The organism is Frankia canadensis, assembly GCF_900197875.1.
Classification (GTDB): Bacteria; Actinomycetota; Actinomycetes; order Frankiales; family Frankiaceae; genus Frankia; species Frankia canadensis.
Map to the genome: position 1 here is coordinate 1 of NZ_FZMO01000178.1, position 8012 is coordinate 8012.

General features: G+C 74.1%; 7 protein-coding genes. 5 read left to right on the top strand and 2 right to left on the bottom strand.

Going from position 1 to position 8012, the window contains the following annotated elements; genetic code table 11:
• Window positions 1–463: 463 nt before the first annotated feature.
• From C1A33_RS15475 to C1A33_RS15485, 3 genes are all read left to right on the top strand, one after another.
• Entirely contained in the window at window positions 464–1621 is a 1158-nt protein-coding gene (locus tag C1A33_RS15475; protein WP_101832203.1) for an ABC transporter ATP-binding protein, read from the top strand.
• Window positions 1618–2403: an ABC transporter permease subunit gene (locus tag C1A33_RS15480; protein WP_101832204.1), complete on the top strand. Its 786-nt coding sequence runs from the start codon at window positions 1618–1620 to the stop codon at window positions 2401–2403. Before C1A33_RS15475 ends, C1A33_RS15480 begins: the two co-directional genes overlap by 4 nt.
• A gap of 212 nt (window positions 2404–2615) precedes the next feature.
• A complete protein-coding gene (locus tag C1A33_RS15485; protein ID WP_243407586.1) occupies window positions 2616–4064 on the top strand; it encodes an amidase in 1449 nt (482 codons plus the stop codon).
• Between the two features lie 73 nt (window positions 4065–4137).
• On the opposite strand, the gene C1A33_RS15490 is transcribed toward C1A33_RS15485, so the two are convergent.
• On the bottom strand, window positions 4138–4983 hold the full coding sequence (locus tag C1A33_RS15490) for an aldo/keto reductase (RefSeq protein WP_101832206.1): 846 nt from the start codon (window positions 4981–4983) through the stop codon (window positions 4138–4140).
• 120 nt (window positions 4984–5103) lie between these two features.
• On the opposite strand from C1A33_RS15490, the gene C1A33_RS15495 reads away from it, so the two are divergent.
• Both C1A33_RS15495 and C1A33_RS15500 read left to right on the top strand, forming a co-directional pair.
• Complete coding sequence (locus C1A33_RS15495) at window positions 5104–5382, top strand: type II toxin-antitoxin system TacA family antitoxin (protein ID WP_101832207.1); 279 nt, start codon at window positions 5104–5106, stop codon at window positions 5380–5382.
• 115 nt (window positions 5383–5497) lie between these two features.
• Complete coding sequence (locus tag C1A33_RS15500; protein ID WP_101832208.1) at window positions 5498–5995, top strand: GNAT family N-acetyltransferase; 498 nt, start codon at window positions 5498–5500, stop codon at window positions 5993–5995.
• Window positions 5996–6085: 90 nt separating this feature from the next.
• Here the strand turns inward: C1A33_RS15500 and C1A33_RS15505 are convergent, their stop codons facing one another.
• Window positions 6086–7615 carry a hypothetical protein gene (locus C1A33_RS15505; protein ID WP_243407587.1) on the bottom strand — a complete coding sequence of 510 codons (1530 nt, stop codon included), beginning with the start codon at window positions 7613–7615 and terminating at the stop codon, window positions 6086–6088.
• Between the last annotated feature and the right edge of the window lie 397 nt (window positions 7616–8012).

An 8012-nucleotide genomic window follows, 5' to 3' on the forward strand; every position in this document is an offset into this window, starting at 1 on the left:
CGGCGACCGGCCGGGACATGTCCGCCCAGCAAAGGTCAAATGAACCGACCGATCACAGTTCAGCCACTGTGCCGGAACCGTTCACCACCGCGTGGCCCGACAATCGGCGAAACCATCACCGCCACGCCGGAACGCCGGCTGTGGGCCGGTCGTTGGAAATCGTGGACGCGGCGCCCCTGACATGTGTCGGTGCCTGACTCGTCCGCACGCACCCCACGCTTCCCCGGCGATGTTCCCCGTCCCGGGCGATGTTCTTGTGCGGCGCCGAACCGTCCGTTCGCGCGTGTTTGCACCATGCTGCGCCCATAGCGCGAGCGCCCACGTGGTTCGGGCCGGCCAGGGTCGATCGTGGACTGGTGCGGGCATTCCACTGTTGCGGGCCCGCGCTGGCTCGGCGCCGTGTTTCGAGGTCATGGCGCCCGGCTGGGGCGGCACGACACTCGAGGTTGGGAGTACGACGACGATGACCTTCGGACCGTCCGCCGCTCAGGCGGATGCGGGCACGGCGCGCGCGCCCGCGGCCTGGGCGGGGGGCACGAGGAGCCTGGCCCGGTCCGACGCGGCGATCTGGACGCGCGGCCTGACGAAGAGCTACGGCCAGCGGCGCGCCGTCGACCACCTGGATCTGCAGGTGCCCCGCGGTGCGCTGTCCGGCTTCGTCGGGCCGAACGGCGCCGGCAAGTCGACGACCCTGCGGATGCTGCTGGGCCTGCTGCGGCCCACCGCCGGGCGCGGCCACGTCCTCGGCGAGCCCATCGGCCGGCCGGACCGTTACCTGCACCGCGTCGGTGCGATGATCGAGGGCCCGACGTTCCACCCCGGCCTGTCCGGCCGGCGCAACCTCGACCAGCTTGCCATCCTGCGCGGCCTCGGGGGCCGGCGCGGCCAGCTCCGCCGCCGTGTCGACGAGGTCCTGGCGCAGGTGGGCCTCGGCGACCGGGCGCAGGATCCGTTCGCGTCCTACTCCCTGGGCATGAAGCAGCGCCTCGGCATCGCCGCCGCCCTGCTGCCGAAGCCCAGCCTGCTGATCCTGGACGAGCCGACGAACGGCCTCGACCCGGCCGGCATCCGGGAGATCCGGGCGCTGCTCGGTCAGCTCGCCGGCGCCGGGATGACCGTGTTCGTCTCCAGCCATCTGCTCACCGAGGTGGAGCAGATCTGCGATCACCTGGTGATGCTCGACCGGGGCAGGATGCTCTTCCAGGGGCACGTCACCGAGCTGCTGGCGGCGGAGGATCCGCGCATCCACCTCGTTCCCGAGCATGACGGCGACGCCCGCCAGCTCGCCCGGATCCTCGACGAAGCCGGCCTGCGCGTCGAGATCGACATGCGCATCGGCCCCCCGGACGCCGTCGCCGCCCCCGAGCACCGTCCGGTGATCACCGTGCACGCGCCCGAGGTGCTGGCAGCCGATCTGAACCGGCTCGCGATGAGCGCCGGGATCGCACTGCGGTCGCTGCGCGCCCACCGGCCGAACCTCGAGGAGACGTTCCTGCGGGTCACCGGCGAGATCGACGGCGACCTCTCCCGCGCCGACGAGGTGCGCCCGGTGTCGGACGGCAGCGTCCCGCCGGTGGGCGCCGGCCTCGGCCCGGCTCAGAGCCGCGGAGGCGCCACGTGATCAACGCGTTCCGCGCCGAATGGGTGCCGCTGCTGCGCCCCCGGTTCGCCCTGGGCACGCTCGGCGCCGTGCTCGCCTGCTCCATCCTCGGCACGGTGCTGACGTTCTTCTCGGTCGGCCACAACGACTTCGACGGCGACCCCGTCACCGCCGCCGCGCTGTCCCACCCGACCGGTCTGGTGCAGGGCGCGCAGGCGGTGAGCATCCTGCTCGGCGTGGTGGCCCTGTCCGTCGTCGCCGCGGCCCTCGCCGGCGACCACAGCCACGGGACGCTGCGCAACCAGCTCGTCGCGCAGCCCCATCGGGCGCGGCTGCTCGTCGGGAAGCTCGTCGCGCTGGCCTTGTTCGTCGTCCTGGTGGTCGCGGTGGCGCTGCTCGCGTCGACGGCGTTGTCGTTCGCGCTCGCGCCGGTTGCCGGGGTGTCGACGTCGGCCTGGCTCACCGGCTCCGGCCTCGCCGCCCTGGGGTCCGGCTTCCTGAACCTCAGCGTCGGCTCCCTGGGCTACGCCGCCGTCGGTGCCCTGGCCGCGATCCTGCTCCGCGGCCCCGCCGCCGCGATCGCCGTGTCCCTCGCCTACGCCCTGCCGGTCGAGATGCTCATCTCCCGCATCTACCATCCCGCCCGCGACTGGCTCCCCGTCCAGCTCATGCAGGAGGTGGCCACCGGTGGCGCAACCTTCGACATGCCCTACTCCGCCGCGCTGCTGCGCGGCCTGCTCTACGCCGCCGTCATGCTCCTCGTGGCCATCCTCTTCTTCCAGCGCCGCGACATGACCTCCTGACGCCGCGCACCCGACGCTGCCGAGCACTGCCCCGGGGGCACGCCGGCCTGCCGCGGTCCCGGAAAATCCCTCGACGGGACAGTGCGGCTCTGGCATCCTGCCCGTCATGCGAGCCTGAGCTGCCATCGAACTGATCATTTTCTCCGAGCCGGCGTTGCCGCGCGTGCCGCGCGCCGCCGGCCTGCGTGGCGTTCCCGAGAACGGGCGCCGAGATGGGATCTTCGATGGAGCTCAACGAGTACGCATGCCTCGACGCGGTCGGCCTGAGCGGGCTGATCCGTGACCGCGAGATCAGCGCGGCCGAGGTCGAACAGGCCGCCCGCGCAGCCCTGGGCGCGGTGAACGACCAGGTCAACGGCCTGGCAAGGGCACCCTTCCCCCGGGCGCTCAGCCATGGGGTCGGGCCGTTCACCGGGGTGCCTTTCCTGATCAAGGACTCCGGGCCGATGGCGCGGGGCGTCCCGTTCTTCTGCGGAAGCCGGGCGCTCGGCGACGGCATCCCCGCCGCGGAGGATCACGAGCTGATGGCCCGGTTCCGCGCGGCCGGGCTCGCGACCGTCGGGCTGACGACGTCGCCGGAGCTGGGCCTGCACTTCGCGACGGAGCCGGTCCGGACCGGGCCCACCCGTAACCCGTGGGACGTCACCCGCGGAGTCGGCGGGTCCAGCGGTGGATCCGCCGCGCTGGTGGCCGCCGGCGCGGTACCGATGGCGCACGGCAACGACGGCGCCGGCTCGCTGCGGATCCCCGCGTCCTGCTGCGGCCTGGTCGGGTTCAAGCCGAGCCGCGGACGCACCCCGCACGGCGCCGGCACCGGTTTCGGCGCGTTCGGGATGCTGTCCGAGTTCGCCCTGACCAGGACCCTGCGCGACGCCGCTCACCTCCTCGACGCGGTCGGCGGCCCGGGACTCGGCGACGCGTTCTCCGTCCCACCCCCGGCCCGGCCCTACGCCGAGGAGGGGCGGCGCGGCGGTGAGCCGTCGTGCCTGCGCGTGGCGGTGGCGACCGGGGCCTGGTCGGGGGTGGCGGTGAACGCCGAGGTCGCCGCGGCGACGACGCGGGTCGGCGAGGTGCTCGAGCGGCTCGGCCATCCCGTCGAGGCGGCGAGTCCCGCGGTGGACTGGGACGGCGTCGTCCAGGCCGCGACGCTGGAGGCGACCGCGCTCGCCGCGCCGTTCCTGCTGGCACCGCGCCGGCCGCCGGCGCATCGGATGGAGGCCGTCTCGCGGGTGGTGCTCGCCGAGGCCGCCGGGCGCGGCGCCGTCGAGCTGGTCGCCGCCCTGAATGCGGCCGACCAGGTCACCCGGGCGATCGCCCGGTTCTTCACGACCCACGACCTGCTGGTCACGCCGACGCTCGGGCAGCTTCCCGCACCGCACGGGGCGCTCGACCACAACGCCGAGGAGCGCGGCGAAGGCCGCTCCACGACCGAGAGCTGGCTGCGCGCCCTGTTCGACTACGGGCCGTTCACGGTGCCGTTCAACATCACCGGCAACCCGGCGGTCAGCCTGCCGCTCGGCATGAGCGCGGACGGCCTGCCGATCGGCGTGCAGCTCGTCGCGGCGCACGGGCGGGAGGACCTGCTGTTCCGGGTCGGCGCCCAGCTGGCGGACGCGATGCCCTGGTGGCACCGCCGGCCTGCGGTCTTCGCCGGCTCCTGAACGACGCGCGGCGCGGGAGGGAGGCCACCCGGCGCGGTCCTTCCTCCCGTCCCGCGTGCTTGCGGGGGGCGGCCTAGTGACCGAAGGAGTCGGAGTCGAGAGCGGCGGCCTCGCCGGCGGGTCCGCGGTCGAGGGCGCAGATGTCGGCGATCTGGGCGGGTGTCAGGGCGAAGTCGAAGACGTCGATGTTCTCGGCCAGGCGAGCGGGGCTGGACGACTTCGGCACGACCACGAGGCCGAGGTCCAGATGCCAGCGCAACACGATCTGGGCGGGGGTGCGGTCGTGCTCGGCGGCAATACGGGTGATCACCGGCTCGGTGAGCAGGCCGGTGCCGGCGCCCAGCGGGCTCCACGCCTCGGTGACGATGCCGTGGCGGGCGTGGTAGGCGCGGATCTCGGCGCGGCCCACGCGTGGGTCGAGCTGGATCTGGTTGACGTCCGGTGCCACCCCGGTCTCGGCGAGCAGGCGGTCGAGATGCGTCGTCTTGAAGTTCGACACCCCGATCGCGCGGACCTGACCGTCCGTCAGCAGCTCGATGAGGCCCCGCCAGGCGGCGACATACCGGTCGCGCCACGGGTTCGGCCAGTGGATGAGCAGCAGGTCGACGTAGTCGATGCCCATTCGGCGGACGCTGTCCCGCGCGGCCTGGCGGACGCCGCGCACGCTGTGCGACCGCCTGTTGAACTTGGTCGTCACGAACAGCTCCTCGCGGGGCACTCCGGACGCGCGCAGCCCGGCGCCGACCCCCCGCTCGTTGCCGTAGTTGTGCGCGGTGTCGATGAGCCGGTAGCCCAGCCCGATCGCCCGCTCGACCACCGGAGCCACGGCCTGGTCGTCCAGCGGCCAGGTGCCGAGCCCCAGCCGGGGCATCCGGGCACCGTGGGTGAGGGCGACGGTGGGGACGGGCGAAGGTGGCACGGCGCGCGAACCTCTCTGTGACGAACCCTGGTTTCGGTGACTGGCTCTGGCGTGGTTGCCCGGCAGTGGTGTGAGCCACCCGGCGCGCGTCAACGGCCACCCGGAGAGCAGACTGCCTGCATGAGTGCCGCCAGGGATGACCGACTCTCCGTACCGTTGCCCCCGGACTCCGCGGAGGTCATCCGCGACGCCGCCGAGGGTGAGGGCCTCTCGCTGGAGGACTTCGCCGTTGAGGCGATGAAGCGGTACGCCCGCGAGGTGCTCGCCGACCGCCGCCTGTTCCGCGTGCCGGACACCGACTGGAGCGCGTTCGAGGCCCTGCTCAACGCCCCCTCGGCGGACACGCTCCGGTTGCGCCGCCTGCTCGACGAGGGACCCGGCGCCGACAAGGCCGAGTAGGCAGCGCAGGCTCGCATCATCGGCGGTGCCGGGCAGGGAGGCCGACCAGTCCCCCACCGCACCGCCCCTCGCCGTCCGACCGCGCCGCCGGGCGCCCGTCCAAGGATGTCACGCAGTGTCCCTCAGCAAGCCGACGGCCCTGACCGAGGCCCTGGACCGCACCACGTTCTCCAGCGGTGACCACACGCTGGACGGCTGGCTGCGCCACCATGCCCTGGATCATCAGCAGGACCGGACGACGAACACCTTCGTGATCGTCGACGACGGTCGCATCGCCGGCTACTACTGCCTGGCCACGGCGGCCGTCGAGCGCATCCCCGGCTCCCGCTGGCGTTCCCGGCGCCCGACCGAACCGGTGCCGGCCATGTTCATCGGGCGTCTCGCCGTCGACCTGCGTCACCAGGGCCGCGGACTCGGCGCGCGCCTGGTCCGCGACGCGGTGATGCGGGCGCTCACGGTGCACCGCATGGTCGGCCTGCCACTGCTGCTCGCCCACTGCGCGGCGCCGAGCAGCCGGGACTTCTACCGCCATCTCGGCTTCCGCGAGGTCCGCTTCGACCCCTACCTGCGGGCTCTCCCCCTGCGCGCCGCCGCGGCCGCCAGCGCCGGCTGACCGGGCCGCGGGACCGGGGCACCCGCTCAGATCATCGCGGGTTACAGGCAGGTGCGGGCACGCACGCCGGCCCGGCCGCGGCGGCGGGCGCTAGCCGTCGTTCAGCAGGACGTCGAGGTCGACGCGCAACAGCCACTGGTCGAGCTTGAACGGCGGATAGGGCCAGGTCAGGCCATCGAGCACCATCTGGTTGACGGGCAGCCACAGGCTGCGCCGCTCGGCGTCGACACTCCCGCGGCGCACGCCGACATAACGGGTCGAGGGGCCGCGCAGCCTGCTGAGGCCGACGTCGATCGGCTGGCCGGTGCGAAACGTCATCCGCGAGCCGCGCCCGGCGGGCCGGACCGTCTGGACGAGTCCGTTGAGGCCGGCGAGCAGCACCGCCCCGGTGCTCGGGTCGACGCTGATGCTGCGCACCAGCCCCCCACGGTCCGTGCCGACGACGAGGTAGTCGGGCGGGTTCGCGATGCCCCAGGTGTCGACCGGCCAGTTTCCCGTCGCCGGCGTGCGGCTCACCAGGCCCCGTTCCCGACCGAGCTTCGGGTAGACGGCGAGGGTCTCGGCGCGCAGGCCGTCCTGCTTCGTCCGCGCGACGTAGAGGGTGCCGTCGGCGCCGAACACCGCCGACTCCATCCGCGACCCGTCCTGCACGGCGCGCACGGCGGTGCTGCGCGGGGTGATCGTCCCGGTGGAGGCGGAGTAGGAGAACTCCTGGATCGGGAACGGCTGCGTGCTGTAGTCGAGGCCGCGGGCGTCGCTGATGAGGACGAAACGCTCGTCGTCGGGCTCGCTGGTCGGGTCGGCGACCACCTCGCGCGGGTTGACGACGAGTTCGACGCCGAGCGGGCGGACCTGCGGATACTGCCAGTGGGCGCGGACCCGCCCGTCGAGATCGAGGACGAGCAGCGCGCCGTTGTCCGTCCCGCCGCGGCCCGTGCCCAGGTACTGGGCGATCACCAGATGCCCGCTGCGTGGCAGTCGGGCGATCGACGACGGCCCCCGCGGCGAGCGCGGCTCGAGCGGGTTGAGCACCGGGAAGGCCCGCGCCGCGATGGTGGCGGGGGCGCGCGCGGCCAGCTGGGCCGCCGTGCGAGACGCGGACGCGTCGTACATCCACCGGCCGGAGCCGCCGTCGCGGCGCAGCTGGCCGACGCTGGGCAGCTCCCCGTCGACCGAGGTGTCCCAGCCGTAGAACGGCATGAGCGAGGTGAACACGACGCGATCGGCGCCGTCGGGCCCGGGCACGACGATCACGTCGGACGTGTCGCCGCCGCCGACACCGCGGTAGCCCGGGTCGAAGCGCGGCAGGCTGGTGCGGCCCCGCGTGGAGGGGATCACCAGGCGGGAGAACCGGCCCGCCTCCGGCTCGAAGATCTCCAGCTCCATGTCGGTGCCGGTCAGCTTCGACTGGTCGTCGGTGAACGGCGTGGTGGAGATGAAGACGGTGCCGTCCGGGGAGACCGCGGACATGAACGCGGCCTGGCCGGGGCCGAAGCCCCAGCCGGGCACCTCGGTGATCCGGGTGGGTGACGCACCGTCACCGAGTTCCCCGAAGGTGCCGGGGGCGCCGTAGATGGTCAGCAGGTTCGCCGGCAGCTCCGTCTCCGACCCGGCCGGCATGGACGGGCCCGCGGTGACGCCGCCGACGGGCGTGGACGGATGGGTGCGGGGCAGGCCGCCCGGGCCCGCGTCGCCGGAGGACAGCAGCCGGCCGGCGAGCAGCCCGCCGCCCGCGGCCGCGCCGAGCCCGACGGCGGAGACGAGCAGCCGCCGGCGCGTCACCGGCGCCGGTCCCGCCCCGGGCGCCGGCCCGCCGGCGCCGCTGGTCCCGCCGGCGCCGCCGCTGCCCGTGGTCCCGCCAGCGCCGCCGCTTCCGGCAGTGCCGCCAGCGCCACTGCCGGAACTGGTCGCGCCGTCCGCCACCGCGCCGCCGCCCTGGCCGGGCCGTGCGCGCACGGATCGGTCCGCACCGAAGGCCGCACCGCCTCCCGGCCGGGAAGCCGGCTGGGGGGCGGTG